Raw genomic sequence first — 23,984 nt, 5'->3', positions numbered from 1 at the left:
TTTCATGGTCGGGCTGACAGGGACCGCCGGCGCGACCGCCTCGTACCTCGGCGGGCGCTTCGGCTCCCAGCGTCATGTCCGCCCCTCCGCAACACAAAGGCCAGGCCGGCTTACGCCGGACCTGGCCTTTGCTTTTGTGTCGGGCTGACAGGATTTGAACCTGCGACCACTTGACCCCCAGTCAAGTGCGCTACCAAGCTGCGCCACAGCCCGCTTGCTTCCGGCTTGCACCGGCAGCGGACGAAATCCTATCGCAGCCGCCCATCCTTTTCGTAATCCGCCCCACCGGTCACATGTCGACGGCGAGCGCGCCGGGGTCGGCCTGGCGCAGCCGATGCGTGGCATCGTGGTCGATGGTCGCCGTAACCAGGCCTGGAGCGTTGCCCAGGGTGGCCAGCAGTACGCCGTCGGGGGCCACCGCCAGGCTGTGCCCGATCGACACCGGCGCGGATTGTGTAACTGCGGCGACGTGGCAGATGTTCTCGATCGCCCGGGCACTGGCCAGCGTCGACCACTGCGCGATCTTGCGTGGCCCCGGCACCCACGACGACAGCACCGCGAGCACCGTTGCACCCGCCCGCGCCTGGCGCCTGCTGATCTCGGGGAACCGAAGTTCATAGCAGGTCTGCAACCCGAACCCGGTGCCGCCGATGCGCACCACCGAGAGGTCGCTCACCTCCCCGGCGCTGATGTACGTCGATTCACTGAACGCCCCGACGTCGTACAGCAAGGCCTTGCGATGTCGTCCCAGAACCTCCCCTGAGGCGCCCCATGCACCCAAGGTATTGAACGGCCGCGTGGGATCGACCGGATTGGTCTCAACCAGACCGGCCACCACCGCGACGCCCAGCCGTGCGGCCAACGCGGACACCGCAGAACCGAACGGGCCGTGCAGCGGCTCGGCCACCTCGGCGAAAGTACTGTCCACGACCGGCTTTTCGTACATCGCATATTCGGGGAACAGCACCACTTCGGCTCCCCCATCGCGTGCAGCGGTGGCCGCCGCGGTGATCAGTGCCAGGTTGGCAGCGAGGTCGGTGCCCGAACCGATTTGCGCCAGGGCGACCTTCACGGTCTCACGGCGCCGCGGGTTCGGCGATCGCGGTCTCGGCCTCGTCCACAGCGATCTCCGGCGGCAGCTGCTTGAAACCGCGGCTCGTCACGGCCAGCACTATGACGCCGATGCCCAACCAGCTCAGCCCCAGGATGATCGCCCGATTGTCGAGTTGCATCAGCAGATACGACGTGATGATCGCGCCGATCAACGGTGCCACGACGTATAGCAAGGGGTTGTGCGCCTCGCCGGCCGCGCGACGACGGAAGTAGTAGACGATGACCGACACGTTCACGAGGGTGAACGCGACGAACGCACCGAAGTTTATAAACGACGTGGAGGTCGCCACGTCGAGGAACACTGCCAGCAGACCCACCACGCCGACGATGACCAGATTGACCGCCGGGGTGCGGAACTTCGCGCTGAGCGTGCCGAACACCGACCGGGGCAGAGTGCCATCGCGACCCATGGCGAACAGCAGCCGCGACGCCGAGGCCTGCGCGGCGATACCGGAGGTGAACTGGGCGAGGATCAGGCCGGCCAGGAACACCGCCCCGAACAGATTGCCGCCGATCTGTTTGGCGATCTCCAGCGCCGCCGACGAGGAGTCGCTGAATTCCCCTCCTGGATGTACCAATTGGGTCGTGTACGCGACGATCAGGAAGATCGAGCCGCCGATCAGTGCGATGAGCATGATGGCGCGTGGCATGTTCTTGCGTGGATCAACGGTCTCTTCGGTGAAGGTCGTCACGGCGTCGAAACCCAGGAAACAGTAGGCAGCGATGGCCGCACCGGCCGTCACTCCGCCGAAGCTGGCGCCGATCCCGGCGAATGGGCTCACACTGACCAGCCCGGCGGCTCCCGCGTCGCGAAACACCGAGACAACCGACAGTGCCACGAAGAGCACGATCACCAACAACTGGAACGCCATCAGCAGGTAGTTGGCTTTGTCGGCGACCTTGATGCCGACAAAGTTGAGGACGGTGGTGATCAGGATGAATCCGACCACCCACAGCCACCCTGGCACTGCGGGGAACTGGGCCTGCAGGTATGCGGCCCCGATCAGCCAGATCACCATGGGCAGGAACAGATAGTCGAGCAGCACCGCCCAGCCGGTCAGGAAGCCGACGCGGGGCTCGATGGTGCGCCGCACGTAGGTGTAGGCCGAGCCCGACACCGGGTAGGCGGCCGCCATGCGACCGTAGCTGGACGCGGTGAACAGCATGGCCACCAGCGCGATGAGGTAAGCCGACGCCGACGCCCCGGCAGTCTCGGCGGCGACGACGCCGAAGATGCCGAGCACGATCAGCGGCGTCATGTAGGCCAGGCCGAACAGCACCAGTGAGCGCAAACCGAGGGCGCGTACCAGAGTCGGGTGCCTGCTCGATGTGTCTGTCATTGCAGTGCACCTTTCACTGGGGATGGCTCGAGGGCGACCAGCGCTGCGGGTCGATGCGACCGTCGTACAGCGGCAGGGATATCGGGCTGTCGGATGGCCCGAACTGGTCCCACATCCGGTTGGTTCCCGCGGTGCCGCGTTCGCGGACCGCGGCGACGGCTTCGAAATCGATGTGCTGACAGAGCACTCCGGGTGCCTCGTCCGGACTTTCCTGCAACACAGCACCTTCCGGGTCGACGATGATGCTGCGCCCCATCCCGACCGGTCCGGCGCAGTTGACGCTCACCGTGAACACCTGGTTCACAATCGAATTCGCGCGAGCCAGCACCAGCTCCTGGTGCCGGTCCGGGGTGGTGGTCTTGACGAGGTTGACGATCACCTCGGCGCCCATCCACGCCAGGTGGCGGCTCAGTTCCGGGAACCAGGCGTCATAGCAGATGGACAACCCGAGGCGGCCGACGTCGGGGATGTCGACGGTGACGAACCGGTTCCCGGGCGTGAACTTCTCAAACGGTCGCCACGGGAACATCTTGCGGTAGGACGCCACCAGACGCCCGTCGGGCGCGAAAACCGGTGCCGTGTTGAAGAACTCGCCGTGCTCTCCGAGCTCCAGCACCGAGCCGGGCACCAGCCACGCATCAGCTGCCGCGGCCACCCCTCCCAACGCTGCGATCAGCGGGCCGTCCAGCGGCTCGGCAGCCGCGCCCAGCGACTCGGTCTCCTCGGTGCCGAACAGGTGGATCTCGGGATAGACGATCAGCGCAGGCCCCGCTATGGCCTCCCGCACCCGCATCACGTCCGCCGCGAACTGCGCGACCGTCTCGCCGCGGTCGAACACGGGCAGGCCCGCCATCGCCAAGGGCGCCGCCTGAACGGCAGCCACGGTGATCGATCCGGGCACTGGAGACCTCCGACGGCTAATAGCTCAAGATGAGCGAATTAAGGCAGATATTAGTTCAGCATGAACAAATAAAGCAATAGTTCCAGTACCCTGAATTTCATGACGTTGCAGGTCGGCGACGCGCACCCCGCACTGAGCGCACCCGCGGTCGCGGGCATCACCCGTCTCAGTGCCGCCGACACGGTACGGGCCCGACTGGAGCTCGCCATGGAGTTGGAGCTCATGGCAACCGGGGAACGGCTGCCGGCCGAACCTGATATCGCCGAGGCCCTGGACGTCAGCGTCGCCACCGTCCGTCGGGCCCTGCAGTCCATGGCCGACGAGGGCCTCGTGGTCCGCAGACGCGGCAGGGCCGGCGGAACGTTCGTCGCCCGCAGCGGTACCGGGGTTGCCCCCGGCACCGACCGCCCTTCGGCCACATTCCGGGCGGATGCCGCCGAGGTGCACCGCCTCATCGATCTGCGCGCGCTGTCCGAGGACGCGCTCAGCGCCGCCGCGGCACACGCCGCCACCGATGACGAAATCGACGAGCTGGCGGCCATCGTCGCCGAGGCTGCCGCGACCACAGACTGGACCAGCTATCACCACGCCGATCAGCGCTTCCACGAATCAGTGGCCGCGGCTAGCCATCTCGACTGGGCGATGAACACCTACTGCGACGTGCTGCACGGGCTCTACCGCTACTTCATCCCGTACCCCATCAGCTACCTGCACCAGGTCAACCTCGAACACGCGCAGCTGGTGGACGCGCTGTACCGACACGACAGCCGCGCGGCCTCCGAGATTGCGCGCAAACACGTACTGACCCTGCACAACACGATGTACGTCGGGCTGCGGCAGCCCGCTGACGGGGCCGACTAGCCCTTCAGGTCCGACTCGGCGGGCTCGTCGACAGCCGGGGCGGGGGAATCGAGCTTCTCGGGGAGATATTCCGGGGCCTTCGAGGTCCGCCATGCGTAGACCACCAACGCCGCCCACACGACGACGATGGAGCTGTAGAGCACCGTCGACGCCGGGCCCTGGATGTCGAAGTACTTCACCAGCTTCTGACTGTTGGACAGCACGATGACGCCACCGACGGCGGTACCGAGCAGCGCCGGGCTGACCTTGGAAACCAGCCAGGCCGCGAATGGTGCGGCGATGACGCCACCCAGCGCCAGCCCCGCCACGATCGGGATGTTGTTCAGGAACTCCTCGCGCAGGCCCACCAGGAAGCCCAGGGACGCCGAAACGGCCACCAGGAACTCCGACGCGCTGACCGAACCGATAACGGTGCGCGGGGCGGCCTTGCCGCGGGAGAGCAGCGTGCTGGTGGTCACCGGGCCCCAGCCGCCGCCGCCGGACGCGTCGATGAAACCACCGAAGATACCGAGCGGGGTCAGGAACTTCGCACTGTGCGGGGTGCCGCCGGTGCGGAATGCCGGCGGGGTCCGCAACGAAAACCGCAGCAGCACATACACACCGATGCACACCAGGATCGCCGCCATGAACGGTGCGGCGTCCTCGGTGGACAGCGACGAAAGCAAGGTGGCGCCGAGGAACGCGCCGACCGCGCCGGGCACACCCAGCTTCAGCACGATCTGCCAGTCGATGTTCTTGAACCGCCAGTGCGACAGACCCGAGGCCAGCGTGGTCCCGACCTCGGCCAGGTGCACCGCGGCACTGGCCTGCGCGGAAGCAACGCCGCTGAGCACCAGCAGTGTCGATGCGGTCACCCCGAAGGCCATACCGAGTGCACCGTCGACGAGCTGCGCTCCGACACCGACGAGCGTGAAGATCAGAAGCGAACGCATAGGTTCGGCTGCTTTCGATCGATGGTCACCGGGACACGGGCGACCTTATGGATTGACGGGCGCGTATCAACGACGCGCGCGACACCACTCGTCGAAAGCCATCAGCCGGCGCGAGGGCCAGAACGGTTCGAGAGCAGAACGGGTCGACGGTGCGTTGCGGTATGCACGTTCGGACACCGGCCGACCTTTCTCTCGAACCTGGACAGATTCAGGAATCCTACCGAACGCAAGGACGGTGCGCAGCGCGGCCCCTACACCGTCAGCAACCGGTACAGCCCGATCAGGCCCACCACGACGATGACCGCACGCAAGGCGTTCGGCGACAGCCGGCGACCGTAGTGGGCGCCGAGGAACCCGCCGATCAGTGAGCCCGCCGCGATCAAGCCCGCCGCCGCCCAGCTGATCCGGTCGAACGCCACGATCGTGTACGCCACCGCGGCAACGATGTTCACCAGGAGCGACAGCAGGTTCTTGGCGGCATTCATCCGCTGCATCGACTCCGGCAGCAACGCGCCCATCACCGCGATCAACAGGATGCCCTGCGCGGCTGTGAAGTAGCCGCCGTAGATCCCTACGGCGAAGGTGCCGAGCACCAGGGCCGCCATCCGACGCGGACTCACGTGGTCTGCGGACTGCCCGGAATCCTCGGCCCGGCGCCGCGCCCACGCCTGGATCCGGGGGCCGATCACCACCATGGCCAGCGCCAGGATCAGCAGCACCGGCACGACGGTGACGAATACCTTTTCCGGCAGGTGCAGCAGCAGCCAGGCTCCGATGCCTGCACCGATCAGCGAGCCCGGAATCTGCCAACGCAGCCGGTTCCACTGGCCGCGCAACTCGCGGCGGTAGCCCCAGGTGCCCGAGACGCCACCGGCGACCAGACCGACCGCGTTGGACATGGTCGAGGTCACCGGCGGATAGCCCAAGGCGACCAGCGTGGGAAACGTGATCAGAGTGCCTGATCCGACGACTGCGTTGATGGCTCCTGCCCCGACGCCTGCCAAGGCAATCAGGATCATGTCGATTACGGGCACTCGGCCGACCCTACCCGGGCGGTTTCGGCGTGATCAGTTACGTACAGCGCAACCAATCACGCCGAAATCACTTCTTGCCGCGCTTCTCGCGGACCCGCACATTCACCCGGATCGGGCTGCCCTCGAAACCGAATGTCTCCCGCAGCCGCCGCTCCAGGAAACGGCGGTAACCCGCCTCCAGGAACCCGGTGGTGAACAGCACGAACGTCGGTGGCCGCGAGGCGGCCTGGGTGGCGAACAGGATCCGTGGCTGCTTTCCGCCACGCACCGGCGGCGGCGTGGCAGCCACCACCTCTTTGAGGAACGTGTTCAGCCGACCCGTCGAGATCCGGGCATCCCAGGACGCCAGTGACGTCTCCAGCGCGGGCACCAGCTTCTGCACCGCCCGCCCGGTCTTGGCGGAGATGTTGACCCGCGGCGCCCACTGCACCTGCGCCAGCTCGCGCTCGATCTCGCGGTCCAGCAGGTAGCGCCGGTCCTCGTCGACCAGATCCCATTTGTTGAACACCAACACCAGTGCACGGCCTGCCTCGATCACCATCGTCAGCACGCGCTGATCCTGCTCGGTCAGCTGCTGTGATCCGTCGATGAGCACGATCACCACTTCGGCGGCGTCGATGGCGCCGTGGGTGCGGACCGAGGCGTAGAACTCATGCCCACTGGCCTGCCCGACCTTGCGACGCAACCCGGCGGTATCGATGAAACGCCAAGTCTTTCCGCCCAATTCGATGAGCGAGTCGACCGGGTCGACCGTGGTGCCTGCCACGTCGTGCACCACCGAACGCTCATCGCCTGCCAGCCGGTTCAGCAGCGAACTCTTGCCCACGTTGGGTTTGCCGATGAGAGCCACCCGACGCGGCCCGCCCCCACCGGCAGCGAGTTCGGACACCTCGGGCAGTTTCTCGATCACATGGTCCAGCAGGTCCGCGACACCGCGACCGTGCATGGCGCTGATCGGATGCGGCTCCCCCACCCCCAGTGACCACAGCGCCGCGGCGTCGGATTCACCGCGGGTGGTGTCAACCTTGTTGGCTGCCAAGAAGACCGGCTTACCCGACTTCCGCAACAGTCGCGCGGCGGCTTCGTCGGCCGTGGTCGCTCCGACCACCGCGTCGACCACCAGGATGATTGCGTCGGCGGTGCGCATCGCGACCGACGCCTGATCGGCGACGAGTTGTTGCAACCCCTTGGCGTCGGGTTCCCAGCCGCCGGTGTCCTGCACCACGAACCGGCGGCCCAGCCAGTTCGCGTCGTAGGAAACGCGGTCGCGGGTGACGCCCGGAATATCCTGCACCACTGCCTCGCGCCGGCCGAGGATCCGGTTCACCAGAGTGGACTTGCCCACATTGGGGCGCCCGACCACCGCGACCACCGGCGGTGCGGCAGCTGCGTCCTCGATCGCTTCGGCGACCTCTTGGCCGAACTCCCATTCACTTTCGTCGGTCCACGTGCCATCGCTCATCGCCGTACCCCCGCATGTTGGGTGACCAGCTCGAGCAGATGCGCGACCACCTCGGCTTCATCCATATCGCTGGTGTCCACCACCAGTGCGTCCTCGGCGGCCCGCAGCGGGGACACCGCGCGGGTTGAGTCGAGATGATCGCGTCGCTGCACATCGGCGAGCACCGTCGCATAGTCGTCGGCCAGCCCGTTGGCGAGGTTCTGCGCGTTGCGCCGCCGCGCCCGCTCTTCGGCAGAGGCGGTCAGGAATATCTTCACATCCGCATCCGGGAGCACCACGGTGCCGATGTCACGGCCCTCCACGACGACCCGCGACCCACCCGCCGAAAGCTCACGCTGCAAATCGACCAGCCGGGCCCGCACCGCGGGCACCGCGGAGACCGCCGACACCGCACGCGTCACCGCATCGCCGCGGATCTCGGTCGAGACGTCTTCCCCGTCAAGGTAAGCCCGGTCCTCGCCGGGCTCAGACCCCACGCTCACGCCGGCGTCTGCGGCCGCCCGGGCGATCGCCTCGGGGTCGGCCAGGTCGGCCCCGGCCCGTAGCACCGCCAGTGTTGCGATGCGGTACATCGCCCCGGTATCGAGATAGCGCGCACCCAGTGCGCTCGCCAAAGCCCTTGATACCGAAGACTTTCCGGTGCCGGCCGGGCCGTCCACTGTAACCACCAATGATCCGCTCACAACCCCACCGCCTGATACAGCTCGCCAACTTCTTTGCGGCTGAGCACTCGGATACTGCCCGGGCGCTGATCACCCAGTGACACCGTGGCGATGTCGGTGCGTACCAGCTCCTGCACCGGGAAATCCACCGCGGCCAGCATGCGCCGCACGATGCGATTGCGGCCCTCGTGCAGCGTGACCCGCACCAACGTCTTGCCGGGCACCGTGTCCACCACCGCGAAGTCGTCGACATGGGCTGGGCCGTCTTCCAATTCGACGCCCGCCCGCAGCCTCTTGCCCAGTCCGCGCGGCACTGTGCCCACCACCGTGGCCACATACGTCTTGGGCACCTCGTAGGACGGGTGCATCAATCGGTGTGCCAACTCACCATCGTTGGTCAGCAGCAGCAGTCCCTCGGTGTCGACGTCAAGACGCCCGACGTGAAACAGCTTCTTGTTGCCCCGCACCCGGTGCTCGACCAGGTCACCGACGCACGGCCTGCCGCGGTCGTCGGACATGGTGGAGTGCATGCCACGCGGCTTGTTGATCGCCAGATACATCAGGGTGTCGTCCAACACCACCCTGGCGCCGTCCACCCGGATCTCGGCGACCGTCGGGTCCACGCGGGTGCCCAGTTCCTTCACCACCCGCCCGTCGACCTTCACCCGACCGTCGGTGATCATGCGTTCCGCCACGCGGCGCGACGCAACACCCGCCTGTGACAACACTTTCTGCAGTCGCACGCCTTCTTCGTCAGCCATGTCAGTCCTTGTCCACATCGAAGGCTATCGGCTGATCGGTACCTGACGAACCGCCGTTGAGTTTGGCGAAACGCGGTTCGTCACCGAGTGTTTCGCTCAGATCGTCGATCACGTCGACATCGGGCAGCAGCGGCGCGATGTCGGGCAGATCGGTCAGCGACGACAGGCCGAGCCGTTCCAGGAACAGCTCCGTCGTGGCGAACGTCGCCGCTCCCGAATCCTGGTCCACGCCCGCTTCGGTGATCAGCCCGCGCGCCAACAGCGTCCGCATCACCGCGTCCACGTTCACCCCGCGCACCGCACTCACCCTGGCCCGGGTCACCGGCTGCCGGTAGGCCACCACCGCCAGGGTCTCCAGCGCCGCGCGGGTCAGCTTGGTCCGTGCCCCGTCGAGCAACAGCCGCTCCACGTAGGGGGCGTACCGGGCGCGGGTGTACATGCGCCAGCCGCCGGCCGCCTCACGGAGGTCGATACCGCTGTCGCGGGCCGCCAGATCGTCGGCCATCACACGGAGTTTGGCCGCGATTCGGTAGGCCGGTTGCTCGGTGGCGGAGGCCAGGGCATCCACCGACACCGGGGTGTCCACCACCAGCAGCAGCGCCTCGAGCACCGCGCCGAGTTCACCGTCCTCCAGCTCCGGCACGGTGGCGACGTCGATGCCCAGATCGGCGTCGGCCGAAATATCCTCAGTCATTGTTCTATCTCTTCTTCCGCTTCAGCGGTTTCCAGGTGTTCGCTGGTCGGCCGATCCCCGGTCCACGAAACCTGGAGCACACCAAGCGGTTCTGCTTGCTCGAATGCTACCGTCCTGGTCCGGAACAGCTCGAGCAGCGCCAGGAAGCGCCCCACGATCTCGATCCCGGCCGAACAATCGGCCACCAATTCGGAGAATGTCGCCCATTCGCCGACGCCGCGTTGTTCCAGCAGGCTGAGCAGCCGCTCGGCCTGCTCGGGCACCGACACCCGGGACATGTGCAGATGTTCGGTGCCGATCGTCGGCACCGGCCGCGGGGTGAACGCCGCCGCGGCGATCTGGGCGAACTTGTCGGCATCCACCCCGAGCATCACCTCGGGCAGCAGCTCGGCGAAGGGATCTTCCAGTGACACCGCGCGCGGGTAGCTGCGCAGCGCCGCGGCCTCCAGTTCGGCGAACATCTCGGCGACGTGTTTGAACGCCCGGTACTGCAGCAGCCGGGCGAACAGCAGGTCCCGCACCTCCAGCAGGGCCAGGTCCTCTTCGTCCTGCACCTCGCCCGCGGGCAGCAGCCGCGCCGCCTTCAGATCCAGCAGCGTAGCCGCGACCACCAGAAAGGCGGTCGTCTCGTCGAGCTCCAGCTGCGCGCCGATGGCCTTGGTGTAGGCGATGAAGTCGTCGGTGACCTGATGCAACGCCACCTCGGTGACGTCAAGCCGATGGGCGAAGATCAGCTGTAGCAGGAGATCGAACGGCCCCTCGAAGTTGGTCAACCGGACTTTGAAACCAGGTGACGCGTCCGGCTGGGTTTCAGTGGCGTTCACGCGCCGAACCGGTGGATGACTTCCCGCGCCAGTGACCGGTAGGCGGCCGCACCGCCGGATTTCGGCGCCCACGAGGTGATCGGCTCGCCGGCGACGCTGGTCTCCGGGAACCGCACGGTGCGCGTGATGACGGTGTCGAACACGAGATCACCGAAGCGCTCGATCACCCGCGCCATCACCTCACGCGAATTGACGGTGCGCGGGTCGTAGCGGGTGATCAGGATGCCGCTGATCTCCAGGCGTGGGTTGAGTCGGTCGTGCACTTTTTCGACGGTGTCGGTCAACAGCGCCAGACCGCGCAGGGAGAAGTACTCGCACTCGGTCGGGATGATCACGCCGTCGGCGCAGGCCAGTCCGTTGACGGTGAGCAGGCCCAGCGATGGTTGGCAGTCGATCAGCACGTAGTCGTAGCGGTCCAGCACCGGGTACAGCGCACGGGCCAGTGACTGTTCCCGGCCCACCTCGTTGACCAACTGGATCTCGGCGGCAGACAGGTCGATGTTGCTGGGTACCAGGTCCATGCCGCTGACCCGGGTTTTGATCAACACGTCATCGATCGACACCCGCGGTTCGACCAGCAGGTTGTGCACCGTGTGCGCCAGTTCGTAGTGCGGCACGCCGAGGCCGGCCGACAACGCGCCCTGCGGGTCGAGGTCGACCAGCAACACCCGCCGACCGCATTCGGCGAGGCTGGCGCCCAGATTGATGGTCGAGGTGGTCTTGCCGACCCCGCCCTTCTGGTTGCACATCGCGACAACCTTGGCCGGGCCGTGTGTCGATTTTGGTTGTGGTTCGGGGATGAACCGTGATGGACGACCGGTCAGGCCCACTTCGGGCGCGGTATCGGGTCCGTCGCCGTCGGGCGTCACGCGCGACCACCGCTGGTCAGGCAACCCACAGACTTGGCGAACATCCGGGCAAGTTTAACGTCGTCCGGCTCCCAAAACGGACAGACCCGCGGGCAATCGCACGGCCTAGGCTGTGCGACATGACTCTCAAGCAGCGACTGCCGCTGTTGCGATGGTCGTTTATCCGGATGGGAATCGGGGCCAGGCACTTCGGCAGAACCGGGCAGTGGGGTGACGGCCGGGAGGCCGCGGCGGCCGAGTATGTCCTGGCCAACGCCCGCGCCGGCGACATCGAGGACGTGCTGGCGACCATCGACAGATTCGCCTACGAGAAGTCGTTCCTGATCAACGTCGGCGACGAGAAGGGCGCGCTGCTCGACGCCGCCGTCGTCCGGGCAAAGCCACGCCTCGCCCTCGAATTGGGCACCTATTGCGGCTACGGCGCCCTGCGAATCGCCAGAGCGGCACCGGCCGCGCGGGTGTTCTCGGTGGAGTTCTCCGCCGTCAACGCCGAAATCGCCCGACGCATCTGGACGCACGCCGGCGTGGCGGACCGCGTCACCTGCGTGGTCGGGACCATCGGGGACGGTGGGCGGACCCTCGACGCGCTCGCACAACACGGGTTCGATGCGGGTGCGCTGGACTTCGTCTTCCTCGATCACCACAAGAGCGCGTACCTACCGGACCTGCAGAGCCTGTTGCAGCGCGGTTGGCTACACCCAGGGGCCATCGTGGTGGCCGACAACGTCAGGCTGCCCGGCGCCCCGAAATACCTCGCCTACATGCGGGAACAACAGGGCACGCACTGGGAGACGACCGAGCACAAGACCCATGCCGAATATCAGAGGCTGCTCCCCGATCTGGTGCTGGAGTCCGAATTTCTGGGGTAGGCCCGCCTACCTGGCCCGTGGGTGCGCCCCGGCCCACACTTCGCGCAACGTGTGCACGGTGACCATGGTGTAGATCTGCGTCGTGGTCACCGAGGCGTGGCCGAGCAGTTCCTGCACGACGCGGACGTCGGCGCCGCCGTCGAGCAGGTGGGTGGCGAACGAGTGCCGCAGGGTGTGCGGCGACACCGCCGAGGTGATCCCGGCACGCTCGGCGGAGTCCTGCAACACCTGCCACGCGCTCTGGCGGGAGAGTCGGCCACCGCGCGCGTTCAGGAAGATCGCCGGGACGCCCCGGCCGCGGCGGGCCAGATCGGGCCTGCCCCGGACCAGATAGGCGTCCAGCGCGCTCACCGCCGGTCGGCCGATCGGCACCAGGCGCTGTTTGCCCCCCTTGCCGTGCAGCAGCGCGGACCGGGCCTGGGTGTCGATGTCGTCGACGTCGAGCCCGACCGCCTCGGAGATGCGGGCGCCCGTCGAGTAGAGCAGTTCCAGCAGCGCCCGGTTGCGCAGCGTCAGCGGACCGTCGGCCTCACTGTCACCGCCTGCGGCTTCGAGCAGGGCCAGTACCTCGTCGAGGGTCAGGCTCTTGGGCAGCCGCCGGCTGGGCGTGGGCGGTTTGACGGCGCGGGCGACGTCGAGTTCCGTCAGGCCCTCGGCGACGGCGAACCGGTGCAGACCGCGGACGGCGACCACGGCACGCGCCGCAGACACCGCGGAGAGTGCGGTGACGCCGGCGTCGGGGTCACCGCGGCGCAACGCCACCAGAAATTCACTGACGTCGGCCTCGACGACCTTGGCCAGATCGTCGATGCCGCGCTGGGTCAGGTGGTCGGCATACCGCCGCAGGTCACGCCGGTAGGAGCTCAGGGTGTTGGCCGCGACCCCGCGCTCGATGGTCAGGTGATCGAGGTAGCCCTGAAGTTGGCCTTCGAGCGTCGCCCGCAGTGGGGACGACGTCGTCACGGCGCACTCTTGCGCCGGGCGAACGCCGATGGCCGGTCCGTCCAGGGCGCCTCGACCGGCCGGAGCGTTTCCACATCGGAGACCGTGTGCGCGGCCAGCAGGCCCGCCACCGCAATGGCGTTGACGATGTCACCGGAGAACACCCGGGCCACCGCATCGGCCAGCGGCACCCGTTCCAGGATCATGTCGGCTTCCTCGTCGTGAGCCTCGGGACGACCGACCTCGGTCAGTCCCGTGGCCAGGAAAATCCGCACGCTTTCGTCGGAGAACCCCGGCGTGGAATCCAGGTCGACCAGTACCCGCCACTGCGCGGCCGCCAGGCCGACCTCTTCTTTGAGTTCGCGGGCCGCGGTGATCTCGGGTGGCTCGCCGGCCAGGTCGAGCAGGCCTGCGGGCAGTTCCCACAGACGACGGCCCAGCGGATGGCGGTACTGGTAGACCAGCACCACATTGCCGTCATCGTCGAGGGCGACCACTGCCACCGCGCCGTAATGCTCCACGACCTCACGGCGCGCCGAGTTGCCACCCGGCATGCTGACCTCGTCGGCCCTGAGCGCGAAAATGTTTCCGACGTAAACGGTTTCGCTACTCAGCGTCTCGAAGTCGTGTTCACCCACGGACGTCGGATTTCTCCAGCGGTGCTTCCAGCTCGGATTCGGCGTGCTCGGCCCCGTTGGAGAACTGCTCGGGCAGGTCCATTCCGGGCAGCCGCTCTTCGGCTTTGTAGTTCAGGGCCGCGCCGATGAACGCCGCGAACAGCGGATGCGGCCGGGTGGGCCGGCTCTTCAGTTCCGGGTGAGCCTGGGTGCCGACCAGGAACGGATGCACCTCGGGCGAGTACTCGACGAACTCCACGAGGTGACCGTCGGGCGAGGTTCCGGAGAACCGCAGCCCACTCTCGGCGATCCGGTCCCGGTAGGCGTTGTTGACTTCGTACCGGTGGCGGTGCCGTTCCGAGACCTCGGTCGCCTGGTAGGCCTGCGCCACAACGGATCCCTTGTCCAGCACGGCCGGGTAGGCGCCCAACCGCATGGTGCCGCCCAGGTCTGCCTCGCCGGCGACGGCGTCCTTCTGGTCGGCCATCGTCGAGATCACCGGGTCCGCGGTGTCCGGGTCGAATTCCGCGGAGTTGGCGCCGGCGATCCCGACGGAACGGGCCGCCTCGATCACGATGCACTGCAGGCCCAGACACAATCCCAGAACCGGCAGCGCGCGCTTGCGGGCGTACGAGATGGCGCCGATCTTGCCCTCGATGCCACGGATCCCGAAACCCCCGGGGATGAGGATCCCGTGCACATCGGACAACGCGGCTGCGGCGCCGTTCTCGGTTTCGCAGTCGTCGGAGGCCACCCACCGCATCTCCACCTTGGCGCGGTGCTTGAAACCGCCGGCACGCAGTGCCTCGGCAACCGACAGGTAGGCGTCGGACAGGTCGATGTACTTGCCCACCAGCGCGATCCGCACGGTTTCGTGCGGCTCGTGCACCCGCTGCAGCAGATCGTTCCACTGGGTCCAGTCAACGTCGCGGAACGGCAGGTTCAGCCGGCGCACCACGTACGCGTCGAGCTCCTCGCGGTGCAACACCTTGGGGATGTCGTAGATCGACGGCGCATCCGGCGTGGAGATCACCCCGTCGACGTCGACGTCGCACATCAGCGCGATCTTGTTCTTCAGCGGTTCGGGCACCTCCCGATCGCAACGCAGGATCAGCGCGTCGGGGGTGATACCGATGCTGCGCAGGGCGGCGACCGAATGCTGAGTCGGTTTCGTTTTCAGTTCGCCCGACGGCGCCAGGTACGGGACCAGCGACACGTGCAGGAAGAACACGTTGTCCCGCCCGACGTCGTGGCGCACCTGCCGGGCCGCCTCCAGGAACGGCTGCGATTCGATATCGCCTACGGTTCCGCCGATTTCGGTGATCACCACATCGGGCCGGTTGCCTTTGGCATCGGGCTCGGCCATCGCCAGGATGCGGCTCTTGATCTCATCGGTGATGTGCGGGATCACCTGCACCGTATCGCCCAGATATTCACCGCGACGCTCCTTGGCGATCACCGACGAGTACACCTGGCCGGTGGTCACGTTGGCCGAGCCGGACAGGTTACGGTCCAGGAAGCGCTCGTAGTGGCCGACGTCGAGGTCGGTCTCGGCACCGTCCTCGGTGACGAACACCTCACCGTGCTGGAACGGGTTCATGGTGCCCGGATCGACGTTGAGGTAGGGGTCGAGCTTCTGCATGGTCACCTGCAAGCCCCGCGCGGTCAGCAGCTGACCGAGGCTGGAAGCGGTCAGACCCTTACCGAGTGAAGAAGCCACACCACCGGTGACGAACAGGTGTTTCGTGGCAGTTTGCGGGTGCTTGCGTAACGCGGGCAAAAGCAACCTCCGTGATGACGGGCAGGGGATCGCGGAACCTAGCTGGGGCCTGCCTACCCACGGAATCTCACCTTAACACCGAGCCCGACAAGCCGTGCCCGGCGCGCCGCGCGGGGCTTCGGGCAGGACGACGGTGCCCGTTATTGCGGGACCGTCACCGAGGTGGCGCCCCGGCCGGTGCCGTACTGCCCGGGCCGCCCGCCTGCCGCGAGTTCGCCCAGTGCCAACACGGAGGTGATTTGCCCGGCGCTGGAGTCGGCGTCGTCGACGGTGGCGACGGCAGCGGTCAAGGCGGCATCGGACCTGGTCACCGCCACCGGGCCGGATCCCGACGCCGATCCGCCCTGGCCCACCAGCAGGGTGCCCGAGCCGTGTCCGGCCAGACCGGAGGCAAACCGCGCCACGGTCGCGCCGCGGTTACCGGCATCCTCGCCGAGTGCAGGCCCGGTCACGATCAACGCGGTGTTGGCCGCCCCGATGTGCTCATCGTCATAGGTGAGAAATCCGGTGTCACGCAGCGCGGTGAGCACGGTTTGCCGCTGGGTGTCGTCGACGGGTGGGGCCGCCGGATTCTTGTCGGTCAGCAGGGCGATGCCCAACAGATCACCGGCCTGCGATCCCTGGTCGACCGCGGCGGTGCTGAGCTGCTTACCTGCCGGGACGATGGGCGAATTCACCACCGAGAGCAGTTTGTCCGCCGAGTTGGCTTCCACGAACTCCGGGGTCAGCGCGACGGTTCCGGTGACGGTGCCGCCGGACTGGCCGATGAACCGCGACATGGCGTCGACGTCGTCATCGGCGGCATCGGGTGTCCGGAACACCACCACCGACTTGTCCTTGAGCACGTCACGGACCATGCGCGGCGCCATCTGGGCATCGAATTCGCCTGCAGCATTCAGCTTTTCGTTGAGGGCGTTCTTGTCCTCGGTGAGTGTGTCGATCTCGTGCTGCAGGTCCTGTTTGTCGTTACGCAACCCCGAGAGCACGGTGTTCGACAGCAGCCCTGACCCCATCGCCACCCCGATGGCCAGCGCGAGGAACACCGCGGCCAGGGAAATTGCGTGTGTGCGTAGCGAAATCACGGTTCGACCGCCGGCTCAGTTGATCAGACCCTGTACCCAGACCGTCAAGCGGTGCCAGTACTCGGCCAGCCAGTCGAGCACTGCCGCGTCGGCCCGCGACACCCACAGCGTGACGATGACGGCCACCAGCATGGCCAGCACCAGCAGTGCGATCGCACCGCCGGAGACCCTGCTGCGGTACAGGGTGGCCACCGCTTTGGCGTCGACGAGCTTCTCCCCCACCTTCAATCTGGTCAGGAAGGTCGACGGGTTGCTGTGTTGGCGGGACCGGTCGAAGAACTCCTCGATGTTGGCGGTGTGACCTGCGGTGACGATCAGGGACGCCCCGTGGTGATCGCAGAGCAGCAGCGCCAGGTCGGCGGCCGATCCGGCCGCCGGGAACGTCATCGCTCCGACGCCGAGGTCCTGGATGCGTTCCAGCCCGGCGGCGTGTCCGTCGGCGTCGGCGGGCAGCACCACCTGTGCACCGCAGCGCAGCACCTCGACGCTGAGCTTGTCCGGATCCCCGACGATGAGGGCCGGCCGATAGCCGGCCTTGCGCAGCACGTCCGCGCCGACGCCGACGCCGACCAGCACCGGCTGGTACTCCTTGATGAACGGCTTGAGGGCCTTCAGGTCGTCGGCGGCGTCAGCCTCCTCGGCAACGATCACCACATGCCTGCGGTGCAGGTCGACGTCGATGTTCGGAATGCCGATGCCGTCGATCAGCAGCGGGCTCTCGCTGCGGATGAATTCGATGGTGTTGCCCGCGAACGCCTCCAGGTGCGCGACCAGGCCGCTTTTGGCCTCGTGCATGAGCTCGTGGATTTCCTGGTCATTACGTTCGGTGCCCAACGCGATGCGGCGATCGCCGGAGTACACGCCGCCGTTGTGCAGGCGTACCCGGGCGCCGTCCTTGACCTTCTTGAACACCTCGGGGCCAGCCTCGTCGATGAGCATCACCCCGTTGGCGACGAGCACCTCGGGGCCGAGATTGGGATAGCGCCCGGAAATCGACGGTGAGGCGTTGACGACCCCGGCGATGTTGGCCTCGACCAGTGCATCCGCGGTGATCCGGTCCAGATCCTGAGCGTCGATGACGACGATGTCGCCGGGACCGACGCGACGTAGCAGCCGATCGATGTCGCGGTCTACGCGGGCCGTTCCGGTGACACCCGGGCGTGCGGTGGCATTGCGGGTTAGCAGCGCTGACATCTTCATGCGCCGATTCTGTCGGGGATCGGTCACCTGACAGCGGAGGCGCGCCGTAACACCAGCCTCACAAGTTGCTTTAGTCACATCAGTAACAGGCTAATCAGCCTGGCGGCGGTCTTGCTGCGCTGCCTCCAGCAACTCCCTGGCATGTGCCCGGCCGCTGTCCGATTCGCCGAGTCCGGCCAGCATCCGAGCTAGCTCGGCGACCCGGTCGTCGTCGTCGATGCGGCGCACACCGCTGGATTTGCTGCGGCCGTTGCCGCTGTCGACCACGAGGTGAATGTCGGCGTAGGCCGCCACCTGGGGTAGATGGGTCACGACGATGACCTGATGGGTGCGGGCCAGCCGGGCCAACCGGCGTCCGATCTGAACGGCCGCACGTCCGCCCACGCCGGCATCGACTTCGTCGAACACCATCGTGGTGCCCTCGGCCGATGCGGCCAGCACCACTTCGAGGGACAACATCACCCGGGACAGCTCACCGCCGGAGGCGCTCTTGGTCAGCGGCAGCACATCGGCGCCGCGGTGCGCGGTGAAGCCGAACTCGACCGCGTCGACGCCGTCGTGCCCGGCGTGTGCCACCGTGCCGTCGGGCAGGGTCACCGGGGCCGAGTCGTCGGCGCGTGCGGTCAGCGGTCCCACCGAAATGGTGAACATCGCGTTGGCCATCGCCAGCCCGGTCAGCTCCGCCGTGACCGCCTTGGCCAGACCCTTCGCGGCCTTGGTGCGAGCCTTGGTGAGCTCACCCGCCGCAACCACCAGCGCGGCTTCCAGCTCACCGACGCGGCGCTCGAGTCCGGCGAGGGCTTCCTCGGACACATCCAATTGCGCGAGCCGGTCGGCGGCGTCCCGCGACCAGGCCAGCACCCCGTCGATATCGGGGGCGTACTTGCGGGTCAGCGTGCGCAGCTCGGCCTGCCGGGCCAGTTTGGTTTCCAGGGTGCTGGCATCGCTGGGTAATTCGCTGAGGTAGTGGCCGAGTTCGGCAGTCACATCACCGATCACCGCCACCGCCTCGGCAAGGCGCACGCCCAACGATCGCAGGGCCGCGTCATCGGTGGATTCCAGCGCGGACTTCGCCTGGCCCACACCGTCGCTGGCCGACACCGTATCTGGAGACGGATCGCCGTCGAGCGCGCCGGACAACGACATGCGCGCCGTCTGTGCGGCATCTCGCAGCGCATCCAGTTCCGAGAGCCGCCGGATATCGGCGACGATCGCCTCGTCCTCACCGGGTTGCGGTGCCACCGCATCGATCTCGTTGATCCCGAAACTGAGCCGGTCGGCTTCCTGCGCCAGTTCACGCGCACGCAGCCGGCGATCGGCCAGATCGCGCCGGGCCACCGCCCACTCCTCGCGGATCTGGCGGTAGCGGGTCAGCAGTTTGTCCACCGAGGCGAACCGATCCAACGCGCCGCGCTGCTCATCCGGCCGCATCAGCCGCAATTGGTCATTCTGACCGTGCAGGGTGAGCACCTCGGCGGTGAAGCTGCTCAGCGACTTCGCGGGCACGCTGCGCCCACCCAGATAGGCGCGCGACGGTCCGGCCCGGCTGACCGACCGCGCTGCGATCACGCTGCCGTCGTCGTCACGTTCGGCACCGGAGAGGTCCAGCAGCTGCTCCACCCGGCCAGCCACATCTTCGCCGAGTTCGGTTGTGCTGAACCGTCCTTCCACGACCGCCCGGTCGGCACCGGAACGCACCCGGGTGGCGTCGGCGCGGCCGCCGCCGAGCAGGTGCAGGCCGGTCACCACCATCGTTTTGCCGGTGCCGGTCTCACCGGTCAGCACGGTCAGCCCGCGGTCGAACTCCGCGGTTGCGGCACTGATCGCACCAAGGGCTTCGATTCGGATCTCGGCGAGCACGGGTGTCTACTGCCCCCGCCAGCCGGTGACCGGCAACCGGAACTTGGTCACCAGGCGGTCGGTGAAGGGCGCACTGTCCAGACGTACCCACTTCAGCGGGGTGGCGCACCGGGTGACCTCCAAACGGCCGCCCGCGGGCAACAGCATCTCCCGGCGACCGTCGCAGAACACCAGCGCATCATGACCGCTGCTTTCGATCTCGATGGCGATCGACGCCGCCGGGCTGGTCACCATGGGCCGGGCGAACAACGCGTGAGCATTGTTGGGCACCACCAGAATCGCCTCCAGATCCGGCCACAGCACCGGGCCGCCCGCGGAGAACGCGTACGCGGTGGAACCGGTCGGCGTCGCCACCAGCACCCCGTCGCAACCGAACGCGGACACCGGGCGGCCGTCCACCTCGAGCACCACGCCCAGTACCCCCAGCCGTGGACCCTTCTCCAGACTGGCCTCGTTGAGCGCCCAGCCGCGGTTCACCACCTCAGACCCGACCCGTACCACCACATCCAGGGTCATGCGTTCCTCGACGCGGTAGTCGCGCGTGATGACGTGTTCCAGCACCCGGTCGATGGCTTCGGCCTCGGCCTCGGCGAGAAAACCGATGCGACCCAGATTGACCCCGAGCACCGGGATCTCGACATTGCGGGCCAACTCGGCCGCGCGCAGGAAGGTCCCGTCGCCGCCGAGTACCAGTACGATCTCGCAGCCTTCGGCCGCGCGCTCTTCGGCGTCGACCACCTCGATATCCACGCCCAATGCCCGCATATCGTCGGGGGCCAGATGAAGCGGGCCCCGGTCGACCGCCTCGGCAGAGAGCACTCGCAGCGCAATATCGTTGTCGCCGAGCACTTTTTCCACCCGGCGGGCGACCTCGGTCGCCTCCGCCCGGCCGGTGTGCACCACCAGCAGTATCGTGCGTTCGCTCGTCATTGCGGACCCTCCTCGACCGCGAGCCGCACGGCCTGTTCAAGCGCGTCACCGTGCAGCGACCGGTCGGCCTCCTGGCGAAGGCGCAGGAAGTACTCCACATTGCCCGACGGTCCGGGCAGCGGGCTGGCCGTCACCGCGACGGCAGGCCAGCCCAGTCCGGCCGCCTTGCGCGCAACCGCGCACACGGCGTCGACACGCAACTCGGGGTCCAACACGACTCCGCCGGCACCCACACGATCCTTACCGACCTCGAACTGAGGCTTCACCATGGGAACGATATCGGCGTCGGGTTCCGCGCATGCAGTCAGCGCGGGTAGAACCGTCGCCAACGAGATGAACGACAGGTCAGCCACGATGAGACCCACCGGCGCACCGATCGCCTCGACAGTCAGTTCCCGCACATTCGTCCGTTCCAACACCGTCACCCGCGAATCCGACCGCAACGACCAGGCGAGCTGGCCGTATCCGACATCCACGGCCACGACTTCGGCAGCACCGCGGTCCAGCAGCACCTCGGTGAAGCCACCCGTCGACGCGCCGGCATCCAGACAACGCCGGTCGGCGACCGTAATCCCGAAAGCATCGAGCGCGCCGATCAACTTGTGTGCGCCGCGCGACACCCAGCTTCGTTCGTCGCTGCGGAAGACGGTGAGGTTGGCGTCCACCGTGATCGCCGTCGCCGGTTTCGCGGCCGGCATACCGTCGATGCGGACCCGGCCTGCGCTGATCAACTCTGCCGCCTGCTGACGCGACCGGGCTAGCCCGCGCCGCACCAGCTCGGCGTCAACACGAGCCCGCCGCGCCACAGGCGCTCACCTTTCAGGCACCACGGACCCGGCACTACCACCGGCCGGACCCTTCTCGACCGCCTCGAGCGCATGGACAAGCAGGTTGTGCGCCTCTTCCAACCGGGCGGCCAGCAGGTCGATGTCAGCGTCCGTGAGCTGCGCGCCCTCCACGGACGGATCCGGCAGGTCGGCCAACAGCGCAGCGACCTGTGCCCGGAGTTCGTCGGGATCGGTAGTCATAGCGGTCTTCACGCTAGTCGATGGGCGCCGACAGCAGCGACCACCGTTGCAGTGCCCGGCGCGCTGCGTCATCGCCCGCCTGCACCGCGAAGCTCTGATGGTCGAGCTCGGCGCCCCACACGGCATGGGCGGCCGCGCGTACCACAGACAGCGAGTCGGCCGGGTCGGCCCCGGTGGCGTGCACTGTCACCGAATCCCCGACAACGTCGATGCGCCAGGCGGGGTGAGGCGCGACCGCCAGGGTGGCGGCATCCTCGTGCAGGCCACGCAGATCGGGCGCGATGTAATCCGGTCGTTCCGTCGCGACGGCCCGCAGCGCTTCTGCCGCCGTGCTGACACCACTGAGCACCATCAGGCTCGGCAGGCCTGCGCCGTTGGCTCCCGCGATATCGGTGTCCAACCGGTCGCCCACCACAAGTGGACGGTCGAAACTGCCGCGACTCAGGGCGTCTTTCATCAGCGTCGGTGCGGGTTTGCCTGCAACCTGGGGCTCACGACCCGTGGCGGCGCGCACGGCCGCGACCATCGCGCCGTTACCCGGCAGCAGACCACGTTCGGACGGCAACGTCAGATCGACGTTGGCCGCCACCCACAGGGCACCGGCCCGGATCGCGAGCACCGCCTCGGCCAGCTCGGACCAACCGGTCTGCGGGGAATGCCCCTGCACGACCGCGACCGGATTGTCCGCGGCCAACCGCACGGGCCGCAGGCCACAGTTGGTCACCTCGTCCGCCAGCGCGTCGGTGCCGACCACGAGGACCACTGCACCGGGGGCCAACTGCGTGGCGAGCAGGCTCGCGGCACTCTGCGCACTCGTCACGACATCGTCGGTCTTCGCCCGAAAACCCAGCTCGCACAGATGCTCTGCGACCTGCGCCGGCGCCCGCGACGCGTTGTTGGTGACGTAGAGCACCCGCGCCTCGACGCCGGCCAGGCTGTCGAGGGCACCCACTGTCGGCTCGTGCCCTCGGAATACCGTGCCATCTAAATCGAGCAGCAGGCAATCATGTTGCCGCGCAAGGGTGGTCATCTCAGGACAGCTCCGTGATGCGGTCTTCCGCGTCGGTCACACCTTCAACGTCAGCACGCGCTGCGTTGATGAACCACTTCAACGCCTCGTCGCGACGCTCCAGGGCCAGCAGGGTGTCGGCATAGGCGTAGAACAACCGGGTCGCAGCCTGACCGGTTTGCTTCGGATCCAGCTGCGGTGTCGACAGGATGGCCAACGCCTGTTCGAACTGTCCGAGGTCACAGCGGGCACCGGCGGCCACGATCCGCAACTCATCGGCGTCGGCACCGGTCAGCTCAGCGGCCTCGGCACTGCGGGCGAGTTCCACGGCACGTTCCGGCCGGCCGATGCCGCGTTCACAATCGGCGATCATCGCCAGCAACGGCGACTTGCTGCCCATCCGCCGGGCTGCCCGCAGCTCAGCGAGCGCCTGGGCCCAGTCACCGCAGTGGTACGCCGCAATTCCGACCGCTTCGCGCACCGCAGCGATCCGCCCCGCGCGGCTCCGGGCCGCACGGGCATGCGCCAACGCAGTTTCCGGGTCCTCATCGAGAAGATTGCCCGCCGCGACCAGGTGGCGGGCCACGAAATCTGCGGTCGACTTGTCCAGCGTGGTCAGTTCCCGGCGGACATCCGGAGCCAGCTGCCTGGCCTCGATGTCCGCCGAAAGCCGTGGCGCATCCGAAGACTGATCCTCGGTGCTGGCCGGTTGGGCCGAACGCGCCCGCCCGGGACCGGAGGATCGCGGGGCTGCCGGCCGGCGATCATGCCCACGTTGGTCACGCTGCCGTTGGCCGCCACCGGTGGGGGGACGGCCGTTCGATGCACGCCGCGGCCGACGCTCGCCGCCGCCTTGATTGTCTGAGACCACGTGTGCCTTTCTACCCGCCCTCCCCGCAAAGGATACTGGCACGTCCCGCAGTGGCGATAATCTTCTCAATTGGAGAAAAGAGAATCGCCCCCCACGCAAAACGTGGGGGGCGATTCCTAATTTGTGTTCGGCGGTGTCCTACTTTTCCACCCGTAGGGGTAGTATCATCGGCGCTGGCAGGCTTAGCTTCCGGGTTCGGGATGGGTCCGGGCGTTTCCCTGCCGCTATGGACCGCCGTAACTCTATTTTTTTGTTGACCCCTCTTGTGTGGGGGTTGGTGTGTTATTGGTGGTGGGGGTGGTGACCCCAGTTCACATATGTGTGTGGGTGTTGATGGATTGTG

Annotated in this window: 24 protein-coding genes, 1 tRNA gene and 1 rRNA gene; 2 read left to right on the top strand and 24 right to left on the bottom strand. The window is 67.4% G+C overall.

Translation table 11 applies throughout. The features are described from left to right. Nucleotides 1–139: 139 nt before the first annotated feature. From M1247_RS14550 to M1247_RS14535, 4 genes are all read right to left on the bottom strand, one after another. Nucleotides 140–213, bottom strand: a tRNA-Pro gene (locus M1247_RS14550). Nucleotides 214–289: 76 nt separating this feature from the next. Next, a complete protein-coding gene (locus M1247_RS14545) occupies nt 290–1,072 on the bottom strand; it encodes a nitrilase-related carbon-nitrogen hydrolase (RefSeq protein ID WP_317157062.1) in 783 nt (260 codons plus the stop codon). Between the two features lie 4 nt (nt 1,073–1,076). Further along, the gene (locus M1247_RS14540) at nt 1,077–2,453 is read right to left on the bottom strand and encodes an APC family permease (RefSeq protein WP_317157061.1); all 1,377 of its coding nucleotides are present in this window, start codon (nt 2,451–2,453) and stop codon (nt 1,077–1,079) included. A gap of 13 nt (nt 2,454–2,466) precedes the next feature. Next, the gene (locus tag M1247_RS14535) at nt 2,467–3,354 is read right to left on the bottom strand and encodes a carbon-nitrogen hydrolase family protein (protein WP_317157060.1); all 888 of its coding nucleotides are present in this window, start codon (nt 3,352–3,354) and stop codon (nt 2,467–2,469) included. 99 nt (nt 3,355–3,453) lie between these two features. Between M1247_RS14535 and M1247_RS14530 the strand changes: the two genes are divergently transcribed. Further along, complete coding sequence (locus M1247_RS14530) at nt 3,454–4,215, top strand: FadR/GntR family transcriptional regulator (protein WP_317157059.1); 762 nt, start codon at nt 3,454–3,456, stop codon at nt 4,213–4,215. Here M1247_RS14530 and M1247_RS14525 read toward each other — a convergent pair. The 8 genes from M1247_RS14525 to M1247_RS14490 form a co-directional block, all read right to left on the bottom strand. After that, nucleotides 4,212–5,147 (bottom strand): sulfite exporter TauE/SafE family protein, encoded by a 936-nt coding sequence (locus M1247_RS14525; RefSeq protein ID WP_317157058.1) that lies wholly within the window; start codon nt 5,145–5,147, stop codon nt 4,212–4,214. The genes M1247_RS14530 and M1247_RS14525 overlap by 4 nt on opposite strands. Before the next feature lie 251 nt (nt 5,148–5,398). After that, nucleotides 5,399–6,181 (bottom strand): sulfite exporter TauE/SafE family protein, encoded by a 783-nt coding sequence (locus M1247_RS14520; RefSeq protein WP_317157057.1) that lies wholly within the window; start codon nt 6,179–6,181, stop codon nt 5,399–5,401. 67 nt (nt 6,182–6,248) lie between these two features. Beyond that, a complete protein-coding gene (der, locus tag M1247_RS14515; RefSeq protein ID WP_317157056.1) occupies nt 6,249–7,643 on the bottom strand; it encodes a ribosome biogenesis GTPase Der in 1,395 nt (464 codons plus the stop codon). Then, nucleotides 7,640–8,326, bottom strand: a complete 687-nt coding sequence (gene cmk / locus M1247_RS14510) for a (d)CMP kinase (protein ID WP_317157055.1) — start codon at nt 8,324–8,326, stop codon at nt 7,640–7,642. Before cmk ends, der begins: the two co-directional genes overlap by 4 nt. Next, a complete protein-coding gene (locus M1247_RS14505) occupies nt 8,323–9,066 on the bottom strand; it encodes a pseudouridine synthase (RefSeq protein ID WP_317157054.1) in 744 nt (247 codons plus the stop codon). Before M1247_RS14505 ends, cmk begins: the two co-directional genes overlap by 4 nt. 1 nt (nt 9,067) lies before the next feature. Continuing rightward, nucleotides 9,068–9,760 (bottom strand): SMC-Scp complex subunit ScpB, encoded by a 693-nt coding sequence (gene scpB / locus M1247_RS14500; RefSeq protein WP_317157053.1) that lies wholly within the window; start codon nt 9,758–9,760, stop codon nt 9,068–9,070. After that, nucleotides 9,757–10,584: a segregation/condensation protein A gene (locus tag M1247_RS14495; protein WP_317157052.1), complete on the bottom strand. Its 828-nt coding sequence runs from the start codon at nt 10,582–10,584 to the stop codon at nt 9,757–9,759. Before M1247_RS14495 ends, scpB begins: the two co-directional genes overlap by 4 nt. Further along, complete coding sequence (locus M1247_RS14490) at nt 10,581–11,453, bottom strand: ParA family protein (protein WP_317157051.1); 873 nt, start codon at nt 11,451–11,453, stop codon at nt 10,581–10,583. Before M1247_RS14490 ends, M1247_RS14495 begins: the two co-directional genes overlap by 4 nt. Nucleotides 11,454–11,572: 119 nt before the next feature. Between M1247_RS14490 and M1247_RS14485 the strand changes: the two genes are divergently transcribed. Further along, on the top strand, nt 11,573–12,322 hold the full coding sequence (locus tag M1247_RS14485) for an O-methyltransferase (RefSeq protein WP_317157050.1): 750 nt from the start codon (nt 11,573–11,575) through the stop codon (nt 12,320–12,322). Nucleotides 12,323–12,328: 6 nt separating this feature from the next. Here M1247_RS14485 and xerD read toward each other — a convergent pair whose 3' ends face one another. From xerD to rrf, 12 genes are all read right to left on the bottom strand, one after another. Further along, a complete protein-coding gene (xerD, locus tag M1247_RS14480; protein WP_458695223.1) occupies nt 12,329–13,285 on the bottom strand; it encodes a site-specific tyrosine recombinase XerD in 957 nt (318 codons plus the stop codon). Next, on the bottom strand, nt 13,282–13,902 hold the full coding sequence (locus M1247_RS14475; protein WP_317157049.1) for an NUDIX domain-containing protein: 621 nt from the start codon (nt 13,900–13,902) through the stop codon (nt 13,282–13,284). Before M1247_RS14475 ends, xerD begins: the two co-directional genes overlap by 4 nt. Beyond that, nucleotides 13,895–15,661: a CTP synthase gene (locus tag M1247_RS14470; RefSeq protein WP_317157048.1), complete on the bottom strand. Its 1,767-nt coding sequence runs from the start codon at nt 15,659–15,661 to the stop codon at nt 13,895–13,897. Before M1247_RS14470 ends, M1247_RS14475 begins: the two co-directional genes overlap by 8 nt. Nucleotides 15,662–15,801: 140 nt before the next feature. After that, on the bottom strand, nt 15,802–16,743 hold the full coding sequence (locus M1247_RS14465; protein WP_317157047.1) for a copper transporter: 942 nt from the start codon (nt 16,741–16,743) through the stop codon (nt 15,802–15,804). A gap of 15 nt (nt 16,744–16,758) precedes the next feature. After that, nucleotides 16,759–17,943, bottom strand: coding sequence for a putative cytokinetic ring protein SteA (gene steA, locus M1247_RS14460; protein WP_317157046.1), 1,185 nt, complete (start codon nt 17,941–17,943; stop codon nt 16,759–16,761). Nucleotides 17,944–18,033: 90 nt separating this feature from the next. After that, nucleotides 18,034–19,803, bottom strand: coding sequence for a DNA repair protein RecN (gene recN, locus M1247_RS14455; RefSeq protein ID WP_317157045.1), 1,770 nt, complete (start codon nt 19,801–19,803; stop codon nt 18,034–18,036). Nucleotides 19,804–19,809: 6 nt separating this feature from the next. Further along, on the bottom strand, nt 19,810–20,733 hold the full coding sequence (locus M1247_RS14450; protein ID WP_317157044.1) for an NAD kinase: 924 nt from the start codon (nt 20,731–20,733) through the stop codon (nt 19,810–19,812). Then, nucleotides 20,730–21,539, bottom strand: a complete 810-nt coding sequence (locus M1247_RS14445) for a TlyA family RNA methyltransferase (protein WP_317157043.1) — start codon at nt 21,537–21,539, stop codon at nt 20,730–20,732. The genes M1247_RS14450 and M1247_RS14445 overlap by 4 nt, the downstream gene beginning before the upstream one ends. A 6-nt stretch (nt 21,540–21,545) precedes the next feature. Then, complete coding sequence (locus tag M1247_RS14440) at nt 21,546–21,761, bottom strand: hypothetical protein (protein ID WP_317157042.1); 216 nt, start codon at nt 21,759–21,761, stop codon at nt 21,546–21,548. A gap of 13 nt (nt 21,762–21,774) precedes the next feature. Beyond that, nucleotides 21,775–22,791 carry an HAD-IIA family hydrolase gene (locus tag M1247_RS14435; protein ID WP_317157041.1) on the bottom strand — a complete coding sequence of 339 codons (1,017 nt, stop codon included), beginning with the start codon at nt 22,789–22,791 and terminating at the stop codon, nt 21,775–21,777. A 1-nt stretch (nt 22,792) separates the two neighbouring features. Continuing rightward, nucleotides 22,793–23,641 (bottom strand): tetratricopeptide repeat protein, encoded by an 849-nt coding sequence (locus M1247_RS14430; protein WP_317157040.1) that lies wholly within the window; start codon nt 23,639–23,641, stop codon nt 22,793–22,795. Nucleotides 23,642–23,766: 125 nt separating this feature from the next. Beyond that, a 5S ribosomal RNA gene (rrf, locus tag M1247_RS14425) occupies nt 23,767–23,880 on the bottom strand. Between the last annotated feature and the right edge of the window lie 104 nt (nt 23,881–23,984).

The sequence above is a fragment of the Mycobacterium appelbergii genome, assembly GCF_032883035.1.
GTDB lineage: Bacteria > Actinomycetota > Actinomycetes > Mycobacteriales > Mycobacteriaceae > Mycobacterium > Mycobacterium appelbergii.
The sequence above is the reverse complement of the archived record's forward strand: the minus strand, read 5'-3'. Positions and strand labels throughout refer to the sequence as shown.

Coding starts and splice junctions, on each gene's coding strand:
- scpB (WP_317157053.1), bottom strand. CDS start 9,760: ATGACTGAGGATATTTCGGCCGACGCCGATCTGGGCATCGACGTCGCC.
- M1247_RS14540 (WP_317157061.1), bottom strand. CDS start 2,453: ATGACAGACACATCGAGCAGGCACCCGACTCTGGTACGCGCCCTCGGT.
- M1247_RS14505 (WP_317157054.1), bottom strand. CDS start 9,066: ATGGCTGACGAAGAAGGCGTGCGACTGCAGAAAGTGTTGTCACAGGCG.
- M1247_RS14450 (WP_317157044.1), bottom strand. CDS start 20,733: ATGACGAGCGAACGCACGATACTGCTGGTGGTGCACACCGGCCGGGCG.
- steA (WP_317157046.1), bottom strand. CDS start 17,943: ATGAAGATGTCAGCGCTGCTAACCCGCAATGCCACCGCACGCCCGGGT.
- M1247_RS14440 (WP_317157042.1), bottom strand. CDS start 21,761: ATGACTACCGATCCCGACGAACTCCGGGCACAGGTCGCTGCGCTGTTG.
- der (WP_317157056.1), bottom strand. CDS start 7,643: ATGAGCGATGGCACGTGGACCGACGAAAGTGAATGGGAGTTCGGCCAA.
- M1247_RS14530 (WP_317157059.1), top strand. CDS start 3,454: ATGACGTTGCAGGTCGGCGACGCGCACCCCGCACTGAGCGCACCCGCG.
- M1247_RS14485 (WP_317157050.1), top strand. CDS start 11,573: ATGACTCTCAAGCAGCGACTGCCGCTGTTGCGATGGTCGTTTATCCGG.
- M1247_RS14435 (WP_317157041.1), bottom strand. CDS start 22,791: ATGACCACCCTTGCGCGGCAACATGATTGCCTGCTGCTCGATTTAGAT.
- M1247_RS14525 (WP_317157058.1), bottom strand. CDS start 5,147: ATGCGTTCGCTTCTGATCTTCACGCTCGTCGGTGTCGGAGCGCAGCTC.